20 protein-coding genes are annotated in these 19,629 nt (G+C 43.6%); all 20 read right to left on the minus strand.

Going from position 1 to position 19,629, the window contains the following annotated elements; genetic code table 11:
• Window positions 1-2 precede the first annotated feature (2 nt).
• Window positions 3-353 (minus strand): hypothetical protein, encoded by a 351-nt coding sequence (locus PG766_RS02635; protein ID WP_006426970.1) that lies wholly within the window; start codon window positions 351-353, stop codon window positions 3-5.
• Window positions 353-2,683, minus strand: coding sequence for a VirB4-like conjugal transfer ATPase, CD1110 family (locus PG766_RS02640; protein ID WP_199596345.1), 2,331 nt, complete (start codon window positions 2,681-2,683; stop codon window positions 353-355). The genes PG766_RS02635 and PG766_RS02640 overlap by 1 nt, the downstream gene beginning before the upstream one ends.
• Window positions 2,676-3,116 carry a PrgI family protein gene (locus tag PG766_RS02645; protein ID WP_130096447.1) on the minus strand — a complete coding sequence of 147 codons (441 nt, stop codon included), beginning with the start codon at window positions 3,114-3,116 and terminating at the stop codon, window positions 2,676-2,678. The genes PG766_RS02640 and PG766_RS02645 overlap by 8 nt, the downstream gene beginning before the upstream one ends.
• A gap of 3 nt (window positions 3,117-3,119) precedes the next feature.
• The gene (locus tag PG766_RS02650) at window positions 3,120-3,551 is read right to left on the minus strand and encodes a DUF4313 domain-containing protein (RefSeq protein ID WP_007884639.1); all 432 of its coding nucleotides are present in this window, start codon (window positions 3,549-3,551) and stop codon (window positions 3,120-3,122) included.
• A 4-nt stretch (window positions 3,552-3,555) separates the two neighbouring features.
• Complete coding sequence (locus PG766_RS02655; protein WP_172590441.1) at window positions 3,556-4,398, minus strand: hypothetical protein; 843 nt, start codon at window positions 4,396-4,398, stop codon at window positions 3,556-3,558.
• Between the two features lie 87 nt (window positions 4,399-4,485).
• Entirely contained in the window at window positions 4,486-4,803 is a 318-nt protein-coding gene (locus tag PG766_RS02660) for a glutamyl-tRNA amidotransferase (RefSeq protein ID WP_044927371.1), read from the minus strand.
• An 87-nt stretch (window positions 4,804-4,890) separates the two neighbouring features.
• Window positions 4,891-6,615 (minus strand): VirD4-like conjugal transfer protein, CD1115 family, encoded by a 1,725-nt coding sequence (locus tag PG766_RS02665; RefSeq protein ID WP_270590425.1) that lies wholly within the window; start codon window positions 6,613-6,615, stop codon window positions 4,891-4,893.
• Window positions 6,616-6,638: 23 nt separating this feature from the next.
• Window positions 6,639-6,893 (minus strand): DUF4314 domain-containing protein, encoded by a 255-nt coding sequence (locus tag PG766_RS02670; protein WP_080543130.1) that lies wholly within the window; start codon window positions 6,891-6,893, stop codon window positions 6,639-6,641.
• Between the two features lie 40 nt (window positions 6,894-6,933).
• On the minus strand, window positions 6,934-7,245 hold the full coding sequence (locus PG766_RS02675) for a hypothetical protein (RefSeq protein ID WP_044927369.1): 312 nt from the start codon (window positions 7,243-7,245) through the stop codon (window positions 6,934-6,936).
• Window positions 7,246-7,327: 82 nt separating this feature from the next.
• Window positions 7,328-8,302, minus strand: coding sequence for an ArdC family protein (locus PG766_RS02680; protein WP_270590368.1), 975 nt, complete (start codon window positions 8,300-8,302; stop codon window positions 7,328-7,330).
• Between the two features lie 5 nt (window positions 8,303-8,307).
• Entirely contained in the window at window positions 8,308-9,114 is an 807-nt protein-coding gene (locus PG766_RS02685) for a PcfB family protein (RefSeq protein WP_007884625.1), read from the minus strand.
• A gap of 2 nt (window positions 9,115-9,116) precedes the next feature.
• Window positions 9,117-10,406: a relaxase/mobilization nuclease domain-containing protein gene (locus tag PG766_RS02690; protein WP_007884624.1), complete on the minus strand. Its 1,290-nt coding sequence runs from the start codon at window positions 10,404-10,406 to the stop codon at window positions 9,117-9,119.
• A gap of 6 nt (window positions 10,407-10,412) precedes the next feature.
• Window positions 10,413-10,721, minus strand: coding sequence for a plasmid mobilization protein (locus PG766_RS02695; RefSeq protein WP_024852688.1), 309 nt, complete (start codon window positions 10,719-10,721; stop codon window positions 10,413-10,415).
• Window positions 10,700-10,870, minus strand: coding sequence for a DUF3789 domain-containing protein (locus PG766_RS02700; RefSeq protein ID WP_117482321.1), 171 nt, complete (start codon window positions 10,868-10,870; stop codon window positions 10,700-10,702). Before PG766_RS02700 ends, PG766_RS02695 begins: the two co-directional genes overlap by 22 nt.
• Window positions 10,871-11,008: 138 nt before the next feature.
• Complete coding sequence (locus PG766_RS02705; RefSeq protein ID WP_015513330.1) at window positions 11,009-11,332, minus strand: DUF7768 domain-containing protein; 324 nt, start codon at window positions 11,330-11,332, stop codon at window positions 11,009-11,011.
• An 81-nt stretch (window positions 11,333-11,413) separates the two neighbouring features.
• Window positions 11,414-12,217 (minus strand): DNA-methyltransferase, encoded by an 804-nt coding sequence (locus tag PG766_RS02710; RefSeq protein WP_226793175.1) that lies wholly within the window; start codon window positions 12,215-12,217, stop codon window positions 11,414-11,416.
• A gap of 20 nt (window positions 12,218-12,237) precedes the next feature.
• Window positions 12,238-12,984 carry a hypothetical protein gene (locus PG766_RS02715; protein WP_007884619.1) on the minus strand — a complete coding sequence of 249 codons (747 nt, stop codon included), beginning with the start codon at window positions 12,982-12,984 and terminating at the stop codon, window positions 12,238-12,240.
• Window positions 12,985-12,990: 6 nt separating this feature from the next.
• Window positions 12,991-13,968, minus strand: coding sequence for a DUF3991 and TOPRIM domain-containing protein (locus tag PG766_RS02720; protein WP_270590370.1), 978 nt, complete (start codon window positions 13,966-13,968; stop codon window positions 12,991-12,993).
• The gene (gene metK / locus PG766_RS02725) at window positions 13,968-15,128 is read right to left on the minus strand and encodes a methionine adenosyltransferase (RefSeq protein WP_270590372.1); all 1,161 of its coding nucleotides are present in this window, start codon (window positions 15,126-15,128) and stop codon (window positions 13,968-13,970) included. Before metK ends, PG766_RS02720 begins: the two co-directional genes overlap by 1 nt.
• Window positions 15,129-15,216: 88 nt before the next feature.
• Entirely contained in the window at window positions 15,217-19,593 is a 4,377-nt protein-coding gene (locus PG766_RS02730; RefSeq protein ID WP_270590373.1) for a SpaA isopeptide-forming pilin-related protein, read from the minus strand.
• Window positions 19,594-19,629 lie beyond the last annotated feature (36 nt).

Below are 19,629 nucleotides of genomic sequence, written 5' to 3' on the forward strand. Positions count from 1 at the left end.
TCTCATCGGGCAACATCCCGATGTTTCTTTTTTTCCTGCTGTTTCTGCAACTGCTCCACCTGTCTGATTGCCTCATTTACCAGTGGATGTTCGTTGTAATATGGCACAAGTTCCAAGTCTCCCCTGTCTTTTGATGACAACGGTAATGGATATTCCATGTCTGAATAAATTGATTCTGGATCATGAATAGAAAACTCAATAGCCGGACACATATTGGCAGATGTTCTACAATATTTCTGGTACTTTTTATATGCCTCTTCCAGCGTTCTGCATTTTGTATATTCTCCTAAATCATGGAACTCACCGCACTCTGCAGCATAAAAAGTTATCGTTACTTCTTCTTTTTTCTTCATTATGATTCTCCCGGTTTTGTTGTCATTAGTTTATAAAGGTCTGTATTCTTTGGGAACGTATTCTCAAATGGTACGATATTCCCAGAGCAACGGATTAGGCCACTGCCAACCGATACATTTGTAATATAGGACAGTTGGTTTTCGGAAATATTCAAAAGAGCTGCCAATTCTTCCCTGTCTGTACTTGCCTGATTCAAAAGAATCAAAAACTCACTGTTTGCCAACATCAGTCTTGCAGTGTCCGATTTCAGAAGTTCCTCAACATTTTGGGTTAAACCTGTCACGAATCCATTGTATTTTCTGATTCTCTTGTACAGTCGGTAGAAGAAATTTGCACTGTATTCATAGCGGAATAACAGATAGAACTCATCGGCAAATATCCATGTCGTTTTTCCTTCTTTCCAGTTCTGAATTACCCTGTTGAAAATACTGTCTAAGGTAACCAGCATTCCCAGTGGCATAAGCTGTTCCCCCAGTTCCCGGATATCATAATCCATGATCCTGTTCTTCTTATTCACATTGGTCGGCTGTGCAAAGGTGTTCAGGCTTCCATTGATAAAAAGTTCGGATGACAGTGCAAGTCCCCTTGCCTCTTCTTCCGGCTGTAACATCAACTGTCGGTACATATCTTTCAATGTCGGAACTTCTCCGGTATAACCACTTCGGATATAATCCCGGTACACATCTGCAGCACAGCGGTCCAGGATTGACTTTTCTTTTGCTGACAGGTTTCCTGCTCCAACCAACTGTTCAAATACAGACAGAATAAACTCCGATTTTTCAATCAGTGGATTCTTTTCATTGCCGTAGGCTGCGTCCATATCCATTGCATTCAGGTGATTGTCTGATGTCGCAGATACTTTTACAACCTGTCCACCCAGAGCCTCTACTAATTTTGTGAATTCGGACTCCGGATCAAGAATCAGGATATCGTCATCGGTACTCAATGCCAGATGCACAATCTCTTCTTTTGCCGAAAAGCTCTTTCCTGATCCACTGACGCCCAACCGGAAACTGTTTCCATTCATCAGTTTCTTCCGGTCGGCTACCAGAAGGTTCTTGCTGACTGCATTCTGCCCATAATAGATACCGCCCGGCTGCAGGATTTCCTGTGTATGGAACGGGATTAAAACAGCCGTTGATTCCGTTGTCAATGTACGCAGGGCATTGATCTTTCGCAGTCCGTAAGGAAGCACTGTATTGAGTCCGTCCACTTGCTGCCACTTTAATGTTGCCATCTGGCACAGATGCTTTCTTGCTATCGACAATAATAATTCCGTATCGGAATCCAACTGTTTTTTACTGTCTGCCAGATGTACCATTGTCAAAATTCCGAACATCATACGCTGGTCTCTGGTTGTCAGATCATCGAGCATTTCCTTGGTTTCTTTTCTCTGAAGTTCCATATCGTATGGTACGATTGCCGAGAAGTTATTATTAGCGTTCTGCCTTCTCTGCCAGTTGGTCACGTTGGTTTCCACACCAAGCAGTCGGTTCTGGATTTCCCTTACCGCTTCATCCGTAGGGACTGGCAGGATATCAATCGACAATATCAGATTCCGGCTGAAGTCACACAGTTCTGAAATCATGTCATCTTTAACATAACTTGCATAATCCTGCATATACAGGACTCTTCCGTACCTGTCACCGATTTTAAAATGGTCACGTTCAAATTCCATAGAATCCGGACACATCCAGTCCTTGAAACTTGTTCCCTTCTTGGCAAATTGTTTCAGATCAAACGGAAATGCCTGTGGGACATCTCCCTTGAAGAAGTCCCTGAAAATCTGGAGCCGGCTCTCTGCGTCCAGTCCTTCTGCTGTGGACGATAACTTTGCCAGATGTGTTACGATGTCTGTTCCGATACGTGCAAAATAGGTTCTTGCATCGTCAATCGATCTTTTATGTACACTGACAGTCAGATACCGTTCCTGATAGATGCTGTTGTTTGTTCCTGTAATCTTAGACAGGAGCATTTCGTTGTATTCTTCCCGATAGTGGTCCAGTCCATCTTCCTTCATTGGAAGCAGGATTGATTTTTCAAATTCTTCTTTATTGATTCTCCGGTTATTGATGGTAATTTTGGCAGAAATGCCGGAATCCAGTGAATTTAAGAGTTCGGAATAATCCAGAAACATTTCTGTCTTATTGTCCTTACTCGCAATATAATAGTTGATATCTGTAAAACGATATGTTTTTGAGAATTTCGTTCCCTGTTGAAAAATTCCATCCGGCCAGATTCGCTGGATGGGAATTGCCTGTTGGACTGATTTCGGAACTTTGAAGCGTTCCTTATCCATCCGAAGTGCCTGACTTAAGGTTTTAATCAAAGGCATCACTCCTTCCCTTGCGTTTCTTTCTCTGTTTTGCTTCTGCTCTTTGCTCCCGCTCTTTTATGATTTCCGCTCCATCCTTTTGATTCTTTTCTCCCAGCGAGATGGTCTCCTGCATGCAGGAGTAGTGGATATCTTCCGACTGAAACACCAGTTTCTTCGGATACAGCAATTCGGATTTGATCACTGCCCATAAAAACTGTTCGGCTGTCATACCATGATATTTGAAAAAGCCACAGGCAGCAAATGGAGCAGCACCAAGCACACACAGCCATCCGGTTATTTCCTGTCCGGTAATTTCACGCATTCCAAAGTAAATTCCGATTGCTGTAAGAATCGCAAGAACAGAACACACACATTGTCTCAGGTCCAGTCCCATAAACATGGATTCCTGATAGTCCCGGATTTCTTTATTCATCTTGACTTCCATAACTTATCGCTCCTTTCCTCTGCTTTGTTTCTTCGTTTTCTGTGGTTTTTCTTTCGGTACTTCTATCCCGGCAAATCTACAGTGTTCTGCAACGCCTTCCGGATCAAATTCCGCAAGTCTTGCTAGATCAAACGCTACCTTCTGATAGGTTGCATATCCTGATCTTCCTGTTTCATTCAACACTTTTCCTAGTTTATGTTCCTTGATAAAATGAAGCATATCCTTGGTAAAATCTCCTGTTATAAAAGCCTCATTTGGCTCTAAGAACTGATAGGGCAGATTAATGGTTACATCTCCAAAATCTTCCCATTCTCTCCCTTCCTTATGGCAGAGTCCTACATATAAATTTCCATTGTTCCGATAAGAGCTCACTCGTATTGCTACTGTCTCACGTCCAAATTCCCAGTTATATCTTAATGTTTTCTTTATATCCATATTTTTAACCTCCAAGTCCCATCATTTCTCTGACAATACGGTCAGATGCCTTAATTGCTCCAACCAGCACCAGTAAATTAAATACCAGTTCTCCGACATAGTTCCACACGATTGTAACTGCACTCAACTCCGTATCTCCGACAGCCGGAGGGCTTGCTGCATAAGCAGAAAAGATAATACATGCCAGTGCAATAATTGCCCCTTCCAGACATACGCCTACATAAGAACGGATAAAGTTCTTTCCAATGGACTGCGTGGGTTCTCCTGCAAATGAGGAAATCGGAATCGGGGCGATTGCCGTATACATATAGATTTTGAACATTCTGCCATACACTGTCAGGATCATTACAAATGACAATACAGTGATCAGCAGACTGCCAAGCAGTGTAACAATCCACAACGGAATGGATTCCAGCATTCCCACGCTCTCAATCTTATCTACAATCTCCGTTGGCAGTTCCGTCACGCTTCCTGCCATACTGGAGCCACTCATTACGGTTGTCACGATTCCCTGCACAATGGAAAACAGTGCCTGCATAAGTTCCATCCCGTATGTAATTGCTCCCTGAGCAAGTGCAAACCGGATAAATGCTTTTAGCACATGTTCCGGCTTTTTCAGATCTGTAAAACTGCCACACGTTTTAATGATTCCGGCTGCGAAAAATAATACCAGTAATCCATAAGCAATGGCTGTCAGTGCATCATTAATATTTACCATAATCCGCCAGATGCCGCCGCCCTTAAAAGTTGCCGGATTTTCGGTCAGCAGAGTCCACAGTTCTGCCATCTTTTCACTCCATGTGGATAGTGCTGAGTTTAGATTCTGTACAATCCAGTTATCACTCAAAAACTCTCACCTCCTTAAACATATTTTTGAATACAGGAGTACCTTCCGGCACTCCTGCTGTTTCCTGATATATTTTTTCAAAGAGGCTTACGCCATAATCAAATCGAGGATTTCTTTGGCGAACGTAATAATTACCCCTCCGGCCAGTGTCAGAAATCCATTTGCCCTCTGGCTTGGATCATGGCTTTTTAAAGACAGACCAACCTGCACAACACCAAATCCAAGCAAAATCAAACCGATCGCACGAATCAGAGAAAAAATAAAGGTAGACAGGTTATTGATAACGGACAACGGATCTCCGGCTGCGAATGCGGTCGTTGCTCCAACCGTTACGGTCAGTACCAGTGCCATATAAAGGCTCATCCACTTTTTCTGTTTTCTCCCCATCGGCATCGGGGTTATCATTTTTTCAGTTGTATTCTTTTTTGTTCTATTTTTTTCTCCTGTGAGAAGTTTCTTCAATACACATCACTCCAATCCATCAAAAAACTGCTATTCACCAAGGATGTCCTCGGTAGACAGCAGTTCGTAATCGTCTAATCTGTTAATGTCAATCTTTAGGTCGTCGTGAGCCAGTGGTGTTTTCGCATAATCATAAGGCGATGCACCACCGTCCTCTGTGTATCTGAAATTCACATGCTTTTTTAAATCATATTTATCGTCCATGATCGGACGCTCCCCACGAATAAACAAAATCGCTTTGCGGTTATCTAAAAGCCGTATTTCATCCGGTGTTAAAAGTTCCCTTCCTGTCTGCTGATAATTCACCGAATAGCTGCCGCTACGCCCTTTTGTCTGTCCGTAGGTATTGGTATCCAATGTCTCTTTTCCCAATAATTCCGAGACATACTTATGTCCTTCTTTTTCATTTCCACCCAGATATAAAAATTCATCGCAGTTGCCGATCAGACTCTCATACGAGTCTTTAAATAAGGCTTTCATCTGTGCAATGTTCTGGATGATGATACTGCAGGAAATCCCTCTGGAACGCATGGTTGCCAGAATCTTGTCAAAATCATCCGGCAAGGCTACGTTTGGCCATTCATCCATAATGCAGTGTACCGGAATCGGAAGCCTTCCTCCGTACTTCCGATCTGCCACATAATACAGTGTCTGAAACAGATTACTGTAAATCATGCCGACCAGATAATTCATGCTGGTGTCTGCATCCGGAATACAGCAAAACAGTGCTACTTTTTTCTCCCCAATACTGTATAAGTCCAGTTCGTCCGTACAGGTCAGGTTGGCGATTTGTTTCAGATTGAACGCTGCCAGACGGACACCAACCGATATCAAAATAGACTTTGCGGTCTTTCCGGCCGCCTGCTTATAAATGGCATACTGCTTGACCGCAATACTCTCTGGGTCCCGCATTTCCAGTCTTTCAAACAAAATGTCCAATGGTGACTGGTAATCCTCATCATCTTCTTTGACCTGTGCGCTTCCAAGCATTTCCATAATCATCGGGAAGTTCTGTTCTTCCGGTGGAGCTTCATGCAGTAAATACAGCATAAGTGCCTGTAAAAGTGCAGTCTCTGACTTTTCCCAGAACGGGTCCAAGCTTTGTGCACCTTTCGGTGTCGTGTTGCGGATCAGGTTGTTAATTAGTTTCAGCACATCCTTGTCATCCCGGACATACGCAAACGGATTATAACACCAGGAAGTCTCCGGATTGATCAAATCAAAAACCCGGACTTCATATCCATTCCGTTCCAGAACACCTCCTGTTTTGCGCAGAAGTTCCGCTTTCGGATCTGTGATCACCATCGAGCAGTTGCACTGCATGATGTTCGGAATCGCATAGGTCCGGCTCTTTCCTGCCCCGGAACCTCCGACTACCAGCACATTTAAATTTCGTTTATGCTTATATCCATCCAGTCCCATGCGGAAATGCTGTGTCAGAAGCAGATTATTCGTGTACTGCTTTTCGCAGTAACGTCTGCAGATTTCGGACACGTTGCCCCATTTTGCGGAACCATGTTCCACGCCTCTTCTATAATTTCTTTTTTGGGATTCATAAATACCAATGCCTAAGAAATAGGCTGCTGTGAATATCAGAATACATTTGAACGTATACGGTGTATACGTGATAAAAAACGGCTGTTCGAGTTTTTCGCTCAGCGTTTCTAAGATTTGAATAAAATTCTTATCCGGTGTAATGGCACAAGCGGTAATCGCTGCCGCCCACCAGACAAATGGCAGAAAGACAAGATACAGAACCCAGTCCTGCTTTTTTGTACTTATCTCTGCAAGTCAGATTCTCTTTTCTTGCGTGGCTTTTCTTCTGGATGTCCCTGTCCTTCTTTCTTATGAAAGGAATCCACTCCCGGTATCAGTGAGAGACTTCTGCCGTTGTCCCACTTAACACCAAGCTGGCCTGCATCATCCACATACTGCACAGTTCCTTCCAGTCCCTGCGGCATACCCGCTTCTCCATCCATCGAATTCAGACAGATTCTTGTTCCTGCCGGATACTGTTCTCTAAGTCTTGCCACTTTTTCTCTTGAATAAATGACCAATCAACCACTCCTTTCTCTACCAGAACATGTGTCTGCTAGTATTCGGTTTTGCAACCTGAATAATAACTTTATCTATTCCATCACTGTATCTTCCGGCTGCAAGATATTTACTTCTGAGTCTGTTCAGTGCCTTACGGATCTGCCTTTGTTCCCCGGCTGTAATCTGCAGCCGTTTCTGAGCGAGGTCGTATTCACTTACTTTTTTCAGAAGAGCTTTCGTTTCTTCCAAACATTCATCCTGCTCACTCTGCGCCTGTAGCTCATCATTCAGTGCCACCACGAACATATTTTTCATAATGTTATCCATCTTCAAATAGTATTTTGTCATCTGGCTGACCTCCTTTTTTGTTACACCAACCATATCACAAGACCTCCGTAATAGCTACTCCAACCGTCCAACTTTTTCACTTTTATCGTTCCGGCTGGTTCTTTGCTTTTTTCTCTTTTCCAGATGCTTTTTCATCCTTGGTTTCCGGTGTTTTTACAGGGTCTCCGATTGCGAACTCATCGGTTACATACTCCTGTTCCTTTGCACCAAAATTCCGTTCGATATGGTTTCGGATACTATAGGAAGCCTGACGGACATCATTTAAAAAGTCTCTCAGTTCCTGTGGATCTTTCTTTCCACATTCATTTCTCTGTGCAATATACTCCAGATTGAATCCGGTAACATCCACACCATAACGTTTCGCAATCACATAGGCTGCACAATGAGCCTGTGCACTGACTTTCTGTCGGCTGTAGGTTCCGGTATGCTGGTCCAGTGCTGCACACGCCAGTTCTCTGTTCAGTGCATGGAATGTCGTTACTTCACTCATTCCGTTGCGGATATAAATGGTACGGTATCTCGGATTGTACTGGGCCTGCACTTTGTCTGGCAGATCATCCTCAATCTGCACACGTACCGACTGGTCTTTTAAGACAGTTCCTATCAGTTCTGTCAGACTTCGCTGAGGGCGTTCTTCCAATGGCTTTCCAGACATCTGACTGATGTCAAATCCTTTTCCAATCGTATACCCTCTCCGCATTTCTCCGTCTTTTTCGTATTCAGTGGAAATCATATAAGTAATGCCATGTTCCCCGACTTTGACCGAACGGTGTTCTTCTCTCCAGCGTTCATAAGACCTTACCACCTTAAAATCTGGATGCTGTCCGTAAATCAAAAGCAGATTCGGTGTTCTCTGGGTATTACACTCTGCCATAAAGTCCAGAAAGCCTTTCAGTTTTTCTCCATCCTGAAAAACTCCCTGTGCCTGTGAATCTACTTCAGCCCATACCTCTTCTCTTTCCTGCTGTTTTTTGGCTGCATATTCTTCTTTCGTCAATTTCTGTTCAGGAACCTGCTGTTCTTCCGTTCCCCCTGAAATCATATCTGTTAAATCCATATACATTACCTGCCTTTCGTTTTCATATTCTTACGTTTCTTCCGGCTCTCTCTGGCATTTTTCCGTCTGTCCGGCCTCTTACGTTTCTCTTCCTGTTCCTTGCGGATATCTCCGAGTTCTTTCCGCACAGATGGTTTTTCATTCTTTTCTTTCCAGCTAATTTCCCGATCGGAAGAAGTATTTCTGTTGCGCGAGAAAGGTTCGGATGGATTCTTTTCTTCCCCCTCCTGCGCCTGTGTAAAATTTCCTTCCGGGAAAGCCTCATCCCCGATCTGGAACATTTCTTCCGCATCGTCCAGTTCAAATTCTATCTTGCCTTCCGGCAGGACAACGGTCTCTGTCCGTACATTCTCCCCGGTTTCTTTTTCCATCTGGTTTTCTGCCTTTTCCGGTGCAGTCTCTTTTTCCACTGCTTCCGTAACCATAGAGCCTGATTCTGCTTTTACAAAATCCAGATTCATCCGGTCTAATACCCGATTCATCTTCGCTGCATCATCTGCAAATACCATGACCTCTGTCTGGTCCGGATTCACCTTATCTTTGATGACTACATATAAGATACCTCTCGCCTTGGCTTCTTTTGCAAATTCTTTTAAACGGTCACCCGGAACGGTAAAAAATTTCATCGGGCGCTGTTCCTTTAACATTCTGGTAAGTCTTGTTTTCCCTCTTGTCTTTTTCTGGTCCTTCAAGGCGGCAGCAATAAAGACTGCCACATGCTTTGCTACATTCCCGGTGATCTTCAGCGAATACTCCATCCCTTCCAGACTGTACCGTACCACCTGATCTGCCGGTTCTGCTCCGTAATTCATACTTATCTCACCTCCTGACTTTTCTGCATTCTTTCTTTATCTTCCACACGTTTTTCATTCTGGCTCTGTTCTTCCGCTTCCTGAAGTCTCGCTTCGATTTCCAAGGAATGTTTCTCAATCTGAACGGTCATACGAACTTCCTTACGGAGTCGCTTCAATTCCTCATTGATTTCGGACAATCGTTCTTCCCCAGTCTCCCTGCCCCCATTCCGATACAATCTTCTGCGTTCTTTCATAAGTTCCGCAATCTGCTTTTGCAATGGCTCTCGGTACGCGGCAAGCTGCTCTCTGGTTATGATGTCATGTTTCAGTAGAAATTCAATCTGTTCAATCCTGCGGTCCAGTTTCCGGATATCCTCTCTGACAGCGTATGGACTCCTTTTCGGTCTTTTTGGCAGTACCCCCATTTGATATAAATAGGAATAATACAGTGCCTGAATCCCGGTCAGTTTCTTTTTGGGATGAATCTGTACTGCCTTTTGATAGACTCGTTTCACCTTTGGCTGTAGTATCTGCCCACGTATTTCCTCTTCGGAATAGTTTTTTCCGAGAGAACGCAGACGGATATACCGCTCCATTCCCGGAGCTTTTAAAGAAATGTATTTCCTGTTCAGTTTCCATGTATAACCCCGCTTTTCCATCTCTTTTAGGAATTGTAACCAGGAGTAGCTTTCCTGTACCGATTCCCTGATATCCAAACGGATCGCCATTCTCCATGTCGGTTTTCCTTCCTGTTCTGCTTTCCACTGTACATAAGGGATTGATTTTTTCTGATTGGATTCAATGATAGACAGACCATATTTTCTGCACAGGTCATCGGAAATCTTACGGATCTCCGTATAATAACTCTTAGCATTACTATGGTACTTATGTCCGTCCACCATGCTTACAGAATTCCAGACAATATGATTATGATAGTGTCTGGTATTAAGATGTGTTGTTATGACTACTTCAAACTGTCCTTTTAAGAGCCGGTCTGCCAGTTCCTGCCCGATGAGATGTGCCAGTTCCGGTGTCACCTCACCTTCTGCAAAACTCTGTACCAGATGGTATCCTTCCACACCGCCCATCTTATGGAATCTCTTTTTCGTTGTCAGCATATCTTCATACGCATTTTCATTGGTGCATCCGATGGTATCTTCGAAGACCGCTTGTTCCGTCTTTGTCCGGTTCATGGCATAATCAATGGCAGCCTCCAGAGAGTCTGCTTTCTGTGTGGTTTTTTCTTTGTCTTTCACATATTCGATGGAACGGTCCAGGCGGTGGACGGGGATAACACTTGTATAAGCCATCTGTCATTACCACTCTTCCTTTACCAGATGCCATGTCTCTTTGGTAAGCCGGAGCATTTCCTGTACACTCTGCTCACTTGCCATTCCCGAAGCATTCGCAACATGGGCAAGCTGGTTCGCATTATTGCACAGACCCGCTATCTTCCTAAGCAGTTCCGGGTGATGTTCACAAGGTTTTGCGTGTACCTGTGCTCCTAAGATCAGCGAACGCATAAACTCTTCCCGACTCAGTCCGCTTTTTTCCACCTGTTCCTCCAATTCCCTGAGTTCCCTTGCATTTAACCGCACCGGGATCACATGGTTTCGTTTTCGCATTGCATCACCGTCCCTTCTCTTTTCTCTTTCATCATATCGCCAAGCTCCTCATCGGATTTTTTCGCTGCAACCATGCAACAGGTCACTATCACTCCTATAAATCCTCCGCTCATCAATGCGATTACAATCATTACTCCATTTCTTAACATGACTTGATCCTTCCTTTCCATTTCCGTCTGTGTCCGGGGGATTGGGGTTCTCCCCAAAGTGCGTTTGGATATCCAAACGCTATGCTTGCAAAACGAGTACCGCCAGTTTCTGTAGCACCGGATTGACTCGATTCTGATTTATTTTGATTCTTTTATCTGTACCAGTCCATCAAGTGTCGTACAAATGATATGGAGTCTGTCTGCCATACTGATTTCGGTATTCATTGTTCCTGTCACTTCTTTCCCACATACGACTACCATCCGGCATCTCCGTAAAAGGATATGGGACATTCTTCCATATCCCTGCATATCTTCTGCATCAGACTCTTCCAAGAATGGTGAGAATACAAATCTCGGACAGATTGGTACATACCCAAGTTCATAGATTTTTCTGCAATATTTCTGCACTTTTACCCGGCTTTCTTCTGCTGAACAGCACACATAAGCCAGCGCCTGTTCCATACGCTCCATCTCCTTCCTGCATCCAGTTGGATGCCACTCATTTTCTCTATAAAAAACAAGATGTCCAATTGGACATCCCGGCTACTTTTCATCCTCTTTCTGCTCTGCTTCTAATGCAATTTTCACTCTGTCACTTCCCAGTTTGTAGTAGGCATCTGTTACCTCAATTCCCACTGCACGATAACCTGTCATAACCGCTGCAAGGACAGTTGTTCCTGCTCCGACAAACGGGTCCAGGATCAGCCCTCTCGGTTCACAAATCTGGATAACATCTTTCATAAGCTGCAACGGTTTCTCTGTCACATGAATCCGGTTCTGCGGATTGCCATATCGGAAGACGCCCGGCAGACAAGATACCGGACGGTTGATCGGCATCGGTCCGTTACTGCCCCACACAATATATTCAGCCTGCTGGCGGAAACGGCCTTTCTGTGGACGGGAGTTTCCCTTATCCCACACCGCTGTTCCTCGCCAGATCCATCCTGCCCACTGCAATGCATCGGTAATCGATGGATACTGACGCCAGTCAATGAACAGACAGATCGGAGCACCTTTCTTGCAGGCTTTCCGCACATCATAGAGCCATTCAGCCATCCAGTGCGTCCAAGATCTCTGGTCTTTGTTATCCCCATCGAAATCCGGAAGTGCATTGGCAGCACTCATACTGCTGTATTTCTGATTTGTAGTACGATTTCTTTCATTCTGTTTTGTTCCACCGGATGCATACGGCGGATCGGTAATAACTGCATCAAAGATTCCCGGCTGGAATGCTTTGACCAGTTTTAATGTATCTCCATGTAATATTTTCCAGTTTTCCCCTTCAGTATATTCCTCCGGGTATGTTCCCTCTTTCATAAGTTCTTCCAAACTCAGGCCATTTGTCATAGGCATCATCCTTTCTTTTCTCAGCGTTCCGGCTGATTTTTCTTCTTTGTCTTTTTATTTTCTTTGGGCGGCGGACTCAACTCAGTTTCTACATATTCGCTGATAATCAAAAGTGCTTTGTAATAGTCCCCACTTTCCAATACCCTTTTACGCATTTCTTTTGCTTCTGCTGTCTGTTTATTCTTTTTCAAAAGAGTTGAGGCATCGCCCATAATGGAAAAAATATTCCCATCATGTCCAAGGAGCTGTAACTTGGGACGTTGTTTCTCAGGCTTTGTCGGAATCTGCTCTGTTTTCTTTTCATACATTTTCGGCTGTTCCATATTAGGATGCCAAAAATGCACATTCATCGTTCCACCATCTACCTTGATATCCCTCTGTTCAAATCCTTCACCCCACCCGTCACTGTACTGCCCTGTAATGTATTCGGTGAATTCCTGTAGTTCTTCCTGACTTAAAAATTCATTTAATTCCAGTTTGGTACAGCCGTACAGGATTCCGTCTTTGTTTTCTATCGTAACAACTGCACTTTGTATCTTTTCCTGAATGGACTCACTTCCGTCAAAATACTGCATGAGATCATCTTCCCCATAGCGTTCCAGTTCTTCTCGGATGACTTCTTCATAATCGGCAAGTTCTGTTCCATCTAATGGCATTCCATATTCATCACTCTCCGACCACTCTTCTTCCCATTCGGATTCTTCTGAATAAAGATTTCCAGTCAGCTCCGTCAACAGATGTACGTGCATCGTTCCTTTTTCTTCCATTCTCTATCACCTTCTTTCTAATGGTCTGTCCCTGCATTTATTTGTCTGCTTTTTTTCTTTCGCAAGGTCTGCATAATCTGCCCCTTCTTTTTCCGGCAGATTGCAAATAATCTGATACGTTCCCTCGTAATGTTTTTTCATCTGTTCTTTCGCCCATCTCCCGGCAAAGTCATTATCGGTGCAGATTTCAATTTCTTTGATTTCCGGATGATTCTTCAGAAATTCTTCCAGTGCGTCCGGTGGCCTTTTAAAACGTTCACTCTGTATCTGTGCGTTTTCTTTCGGAGCAGCGATTCCCCCAAGGGAAAGACGATATTTATCCCTATTTCCCTCTTCCAGTGTCATGTGTGCCAATGCATCAATACACGCTTCATATACGGCAACTCGCTTTGTTTCTCTTTCAGGTGGAATGCAAAAGCTGTACTTTTTTTCACTCCCGGTCTGCTCCATCTTGAATCCCTTCCCGTTTTTTTCATAGATTCCTCGCAGGAATGCATATCTTGCTTTTCTGGATTCATCTTTCCCAACAAAAACAGCGTTATGGTACGGGACACTTTCATAAAGGATTTCATGTGAAATACAATATGTGATCACTTCATCGCTGATTCCTCTGTGGTTTAAATAAGCCCTGATTCGTCTGCAATTACAATATCTCTCCGGCAGTTTAAATAGTGGTTTTTCCTTTTCGGCAGACTGTGTCGGAATAAAAGACGGACTCTCTTCGCACAGCAGTTTTACGGCATCTGTAAATTTCATTCCATCTACTTCAATCAGAAACCGCAGTGCAGACACGCCACCGATATCTCTGGATTTCCAATGCCATTTGCTGGACAGTTCATTGATTTTAAAACTGTCATGGTCCGTCAACTGCCATTCATTTCTGGTTCTTGTCTTTTGCAGTCTCTGTGCCTGATGTGTTCGCAAATACTCATACGCAGTCATATTTTTTGCTGCCTGAATCTCTTCTTCTGTTACCCAAGGCATTACAGAATCGTATCCTGAAGAGCCAGTACCTTATCTGTCCGCTCCCAAGGAAACTCCTTTCTTCCAAAATGACCAAAAACTGCCGTCTGCCGAAAAATCGGACGATTCAGTCGAAGGGATTCCATGATCTGAACGGGTGTCACTCCAAACACCAGTGGGATTGCTGCCGCCAGACAATCATCTGCACACACTTTTCCTGTACCAAAGGTATCTACCTCAATCATAACCGGTTCTGCTACTCCGATTGCATAAGCCAGAGACACCTGACACTTGCTTGCAAACTCAGCAGCTACTATATTTTTGGCGATATACCTTGCCATATAAGCCGCCGAACGGTCTACTTTCGAACAGTCCTTTCCCGAAAATGCACCGCCGCCATGCGGAATCATACTGCCATAAGTATCCACCATCAGCTTTCTTCCCGTCAGTCCGGTATCTGCATCAAACCCTCCACACACAAATTTTCCTGACGGATTAATCAGAATCTTCGTATCCTCATCCGGCGGCAGTAATCTGAGTGCTGAACGAAGCACTTTCTCTCTGATTTCGGCATCTAACTTCTTCAGGCTCTTTTCTGCACCATGCTGGCAGGAAACAACAACACTTTCCAGTCTCACTGGTTTTTCATCTTCATATTCTACGGTTACCTGTGCTTTTCCATCGGAAAAGATATCTTTGATATATCCGCTTCTTCTGCAAGCCGAAAGTTCACGTGTAATCCGGTGTGCCAGAACAGTCGGCATTGGCATAAGCTGCGGAGTCTCATCGCACGCATATCCGACCATAACACCCTGATCTCCAGCTCCCCTGCTTCTATCTCTTATTTTTGCGCCGATATTATCCCGAAATTCTTTCGACACACTCACTGCTTTCGCAATATCTGGACTCTGCTGGTGTACAAACGTATCCATTTCTATTCCATCTGTACAATATCCGCATTCTTTCAGAACCTTTCGGATCACATCAAATACTGGCGGCTCATATCCGCTGCTGATCTCTCCTGCCACAAACACATTTCCTCTTGTGGCAAGGACTTCACATGCCACTCTCGAAGATGGATCATAACGCAGACATTCATCTAAGATTGCATCTGCTATCTGATCGCATACTTTATCCGGGTGTCCTTCTGTTACTGATTCTGCTGTATAAAAACGTCTCATCTTTCTTCTCCTTATATACAGACAGGGCAGGAGCTGCTCTATGCACATCTCCTGCCCTGTCAGATTGATTTATCCTGTAATTCTTATTTTATTTTTCTTCTGTTTCTTCTTCGTTTTCTGGCATTTTTGACTTTTTTCTGCGATATACGGTCACTCCTGCAGCTGTTCCGGCAGATGCCAGACCAAGTAAAATAAATGCCCATACTTTCTGGTTGTCACCTGTTTTTGGTGCATTTGTTTTTTCTGTTGTTTTCTCCGGTGTTCTGGCATCTTTCATTTCTACTTTCTGGACTTCCATTGTATCTTTCAATGTGAATGTGACATCTTCCGCAATCTCGTAACCATCCGGTGCTGTGATCTCACGCAGAGTAAGTTCTTCATTGACTGGGAGCTTTGCAATGGAATGTGGCTTTCCGTCCGTAATCCACTCTTCCAAAACAGTTCCGTCTTTGCGGATAATTTGAAGCTTTGCCCCTTCCAGTTCTTTTCCGGTTGTAAGGTCTGTTTTTGAAATTTCCACTTTGGAATATTCATCTTTCATCTCAACCTTTGTCACACTGCCATCTTCTTTGACTTCAAACGTCACATCGCTGGCGGACACATAGCCATCTTCATAAGGGGCCAGTTCCTCATGTAAGGTATAACTTCCTTCCGGCAGTCCGTAAATGACATGTTCTTCCTTACTGCTTACCCATTCTTCCACAACATTTCCGTCTTTATCAATGACCTGCAGTTTGGCTCCTTCCAGCTCATTTCCGGTTGTTGCATCTGTTTTTGTAATGCGTGTTTCTGTCGGCTGATTCTCAACTTCTTTGTTCAGTTCAATCTTTGTAAGATTCTGATTTTCGTAAGTTGCATCTACATTCCATACTTCCTCATTTGGAAGATATCCGGCTTTTCTGACTTCCTCTTTGACATAGTATTTTCCATGTGGAAGATCGCTGTCGAAAGTAAGTGTTCCCTTTGCATCCGTTGCTTTCTTTTCCAGCAGGGTATCTTTCTCTACGAGAACCTCTCCCTGATTAGAAAGAATATCTTCCGCAGCATACAGTCCAAAAATAACACCTTCCAGCTTTTCGCCTGTGACAGAATCTTTCTTTTCTACTGATACAGAAACTTTCTGTCTTTCATTTTTATAGGTAACGCCTTCATAAACGACTGCCTGTGTATCATCCTCTGCTGTCAGGGTAAATTCTTTCTGTTCTGTATTCAGGACAAAATTCTCTCCTGCTACAACTTCTTTCAGATAATACGTTCCCAGTGGCAGATTGTTGATAACTGCTGTTCCATTTTCATCTGTAGTCAGTTTGGCTACCAGGTCATCTTTCTCATAACGGACAACTGGATTTCCTGCTTCATCCTTTGCTCCGTCCGGTGAATAGATGGTATCCTTGGCATATACTTCAAACTGGGCACCTTCTACTCCGGTTTCTTCATATTTAAAGCCTTTATAAATACCTGTTTCTTCTTTACCAGATACAGCATTTCTTACTTTAGAGACCAGTGCTTTTACTTTTGCCAGAACAGAATCTCCTGTTACTTCGGTAAGCTGTTCTCCCTTTTTCGTCAGGAGCAGGCTTCCTACCTGTTCATCGTTTTTCTGTTCTACCTCTACAATCGCTGCTCCTGTATCTGGATCAATCTGATGTGCAGTGTTTGAGGATACTGTAATTACAATACCGCCCTGTGGATTTTCTTTATATGTTCCTTTTGTAGTCTGTTCTACTGGTGAAATAATCGTTGTTCCATCATACAGGGACTCTTCACTTCCCTGTCTTACAAATCCTTCCGGTGCTTTTACTTCTTCGATTCGGTAGGTAGCGCACTTCAGTTCCTGCGGTGTAATCAGATATCCTTCCTCGTTTGTTTTGAATACACTGATCTTTTCTTTCTTCGGATACTGAACAACCTGTTCCACATATTTCTTATTTGTCACATCGTAAATCTTATAAGAGGCTCCGGCCTTTAAAACCGTATTTCCAGTCTGTGCATCCTTCTTTACGATTTTCAGCAAAAATTCAAACGGACGGTCATCAAATACTCTCCACTGCATTGGCTCTCTGCTGTCATTTTCCACATTTACAACAAATGGATCAATGGTTTTCAGATTCTCAGGGGTAGTGCTTTCCACTACAACATAACTTCCATACGGCAGTTCCGGGCTGACTGCATATCCTTTTGTATCAGTAATTAGTTCCGGTACTGGTACGGCTGTTCCGTTCTCATAAGTAACTGCAACCTGCTCTTTGCTGAAGTCATAATTTTTGAAATCGTTTGCTGTATAGCTTTCTCCATTGGCAGGTTTCAGTTTCCCATTTTTTACCTGTGTCAGGTCGCTGATCAGATATACCTTAAATCCTGCTCCTGCAACCAGGTCTGTTTCTGTCTGCTCTCCATCTTCACTGATTTTGATCAACTGGAATGCCTGTTTCTTTACCTGCTCTTTTACCGTAAGGTCTCTTGTCACTTCCGCAACATCCTGACCTTCATAAGTTACTGATACCTCATATTTTGTAGTATCCAGCGTATATCCTTCCGGTGGAGTGATTTCTTTTACATACATTTCTCCAAGGTATAATTCTGAAAACTCCAGTGTTCCATCATCTCCGATGACTCCCTGCGCGATCAGGCTGTCCTGTTTATACAGAACTCCTGTTGTTCCATCCGGATGCACGATGTCCTCTTTGGCATACAGACCATACACCGCACCACGAAGAGCACTGTCCCCCTGTGCCTTAAATGCAAGTGTTTCTTTATCAATCTTTGCGATTTTCACCTTTCCGATGACTCTCTCATCTGTTGCAGTTACAGACAATGTCTTTCCGGCTGCAACGTCCACTTGATAGACTTCCTGATTCCGTTTATATCCGGTCGGTGCAGTCACTTCTTTTACATACACAGTTTTGAGTGCGGCATCAAAATAATCGCTGACTGCTTTTCCGTCTGTTCCGGTTGCTGACATTGTCATAAGCAGGTTTTCACACTTCTTATCGGTATAAATACCATAAACTGCTCCAGACAGTGGATTCTGTGTATTGACATCTTTCTTCATAAGTTCAATGCGTGTCATATTCAGCCACTGTACACTAAAACTTACCGGAGCTGCTGTTTCACTTTCAAATACACCGATATCCTGCTTGGAATTTCCGGTTGTCAGCACCAGTGTTCTCCATGTCTTTCCGACAGAACCATATAAGTTGCCGGAAGCATAACTGCCTGTCAGTAATAAATCCGCAGATAGATAGAATGTATCTCCACCATAAATCTGGATTTTTCCATTTGTAACACTTGTTCCTTTGGAAAGATTATGTGCTGTCACATTTTCCGGTACACTCAATGTCACATAGTTTCTGTGATCTCCAGACAGTGTGATATTTGGTGTTTTCTGGATGTTTCCATCCCGTACTGCATTCAGCTTTGTGCTTGAAAGGCTCAGTTCACCTTTTGGCGATTCTTCCTGTCCAAACAGATAATTGATATATGCGATAACCCCTGCATTTACAAGGTCATTATAATTACACCCTGTAAATCCGGCATCTCCTGCATAAGCGTAGCTGGCTGCAATGTGTGTATACACATACTTTTCATCTTCCGTTTTTCCAGACAGATAACTTCCTGTCAGATCTCCTGCCCCGCCATAACCATAATAAAGGACTTTCTGTAGATTTTTATTGCTGTCCAGTACCTGTGCTACATAACTTCCACTCGGTGGGGATGCTTTCTGGGACTGAAGGCAGTATGCAATTTTCCCATTGACTGTAAACAGGCAAGTAAGATAATTTCCAATATAACTTGGATAATAAATGGTTCGCCCCTTTGTCAATGTAACTGTAGAACCGCTGCTTGCAGCTCTTTCAGCCGCAGACAATACCATCACATTTCCCTCTTCGATGTCCTCTTTCAGTTCTTTGACTGCCTGTGCAGATGCATCTTCTTCGGATGTTTCAATTTCTACATCTGTGTAGTTCTGCACAGGCGAATCCGAATCATCTTCAGATTTTGTATCTGACTTCTGTTTCTCTCCACCATTTTCTTCGGAATGTGCCTGTCCTTCGGTATCCGTCAGAGTCACTTTACGGGTGATGGTATAGCTGTCACTCTTATCTTTTGGAACGACCATATAAGTGGCAATATATGTTCCTGCTTTGTCTGAATGATACTCTCCACCATTCTCATCTTTGATACTTACAAGCGTAACATCTTCTTTTTCTGCATCATAATGGATTCCTTCCATACTGGTTTCCACTGCAAATGTATCATCTGAAACTGCTTTTGTGATATCATCTGCTGTAACTGATGTATCTTTCTGGCTTGTTACCGCCTGTTCAGATGCCTGTACTTCCGTCTGCTGTTCCGAGCCTGTCTGTTCGGCCGCAAACGCATTCGCACTGCTCAAGGTACTGATGCCCATCAGGACAGCCAGTCCAAAAGCAGCAATTCTGGTCTTTAATTTTCTAACCTTCATGCGCTTTTCCTTCCTATTATAAATAGATTTTTTCAG

The organism is Coprococcus sp. LG101-27 (assembly GCF_027695515.1).
Lineage (GTDB): Bacteria > Bacillota > Clostridia > Lachnospirales > Lachnospiraceae > Allocoprococcus > Allocoprococcus comes.